The following is a 230-nucleotide window of genomic DNA, read 5'->3' on the forward strand; positions in this document are numbered from 1 at the left end:
CTGGGGCTGGGACCCCAAGGAGACCTGGTCGTTCATCACCTGGGTCGTCTACGCCTGCTACCTGCACGCCCGTGCGACCGCCGGGTGGAAGGGCCGCAAGGCCGCGTACCTGGCGCTCTTCGCCTTCGGCTGCTGGATCTGGAACTACTACGGCGTGAACATCTTCATCAACGGAAAGCACTCCTACGCCGGAGTGTGAGCACCGCGCGCTGAACGGCCGGGGCCGGTTC

Annotated in this window: 1 protein-coding gene; it reads left to right on the forward strand. The window is 66.1% G+C overall.

Annotated elements, in window-relative coordinates:
- Window positions 1–199 (forward strand): cytochrome c biogenesis protein CcsA (gene ccsA, locus J0695_RS41610; protein WP_206970009.1); only part of this gene is annotated, 199 nt, incomplete at its 5' end.
- Window positions 200–230 lie beyond the last annotated feature (31 nt).

It is taken from the genome of Streptomyces beijiangensis (assembly GCF_017315755.1).
GTDB lineage: Bacteria > Actinomycetota > Actinomycetes > Streptomycetales > Streptomycetaceae > Streptomyces > Streptomyces beijiangensis.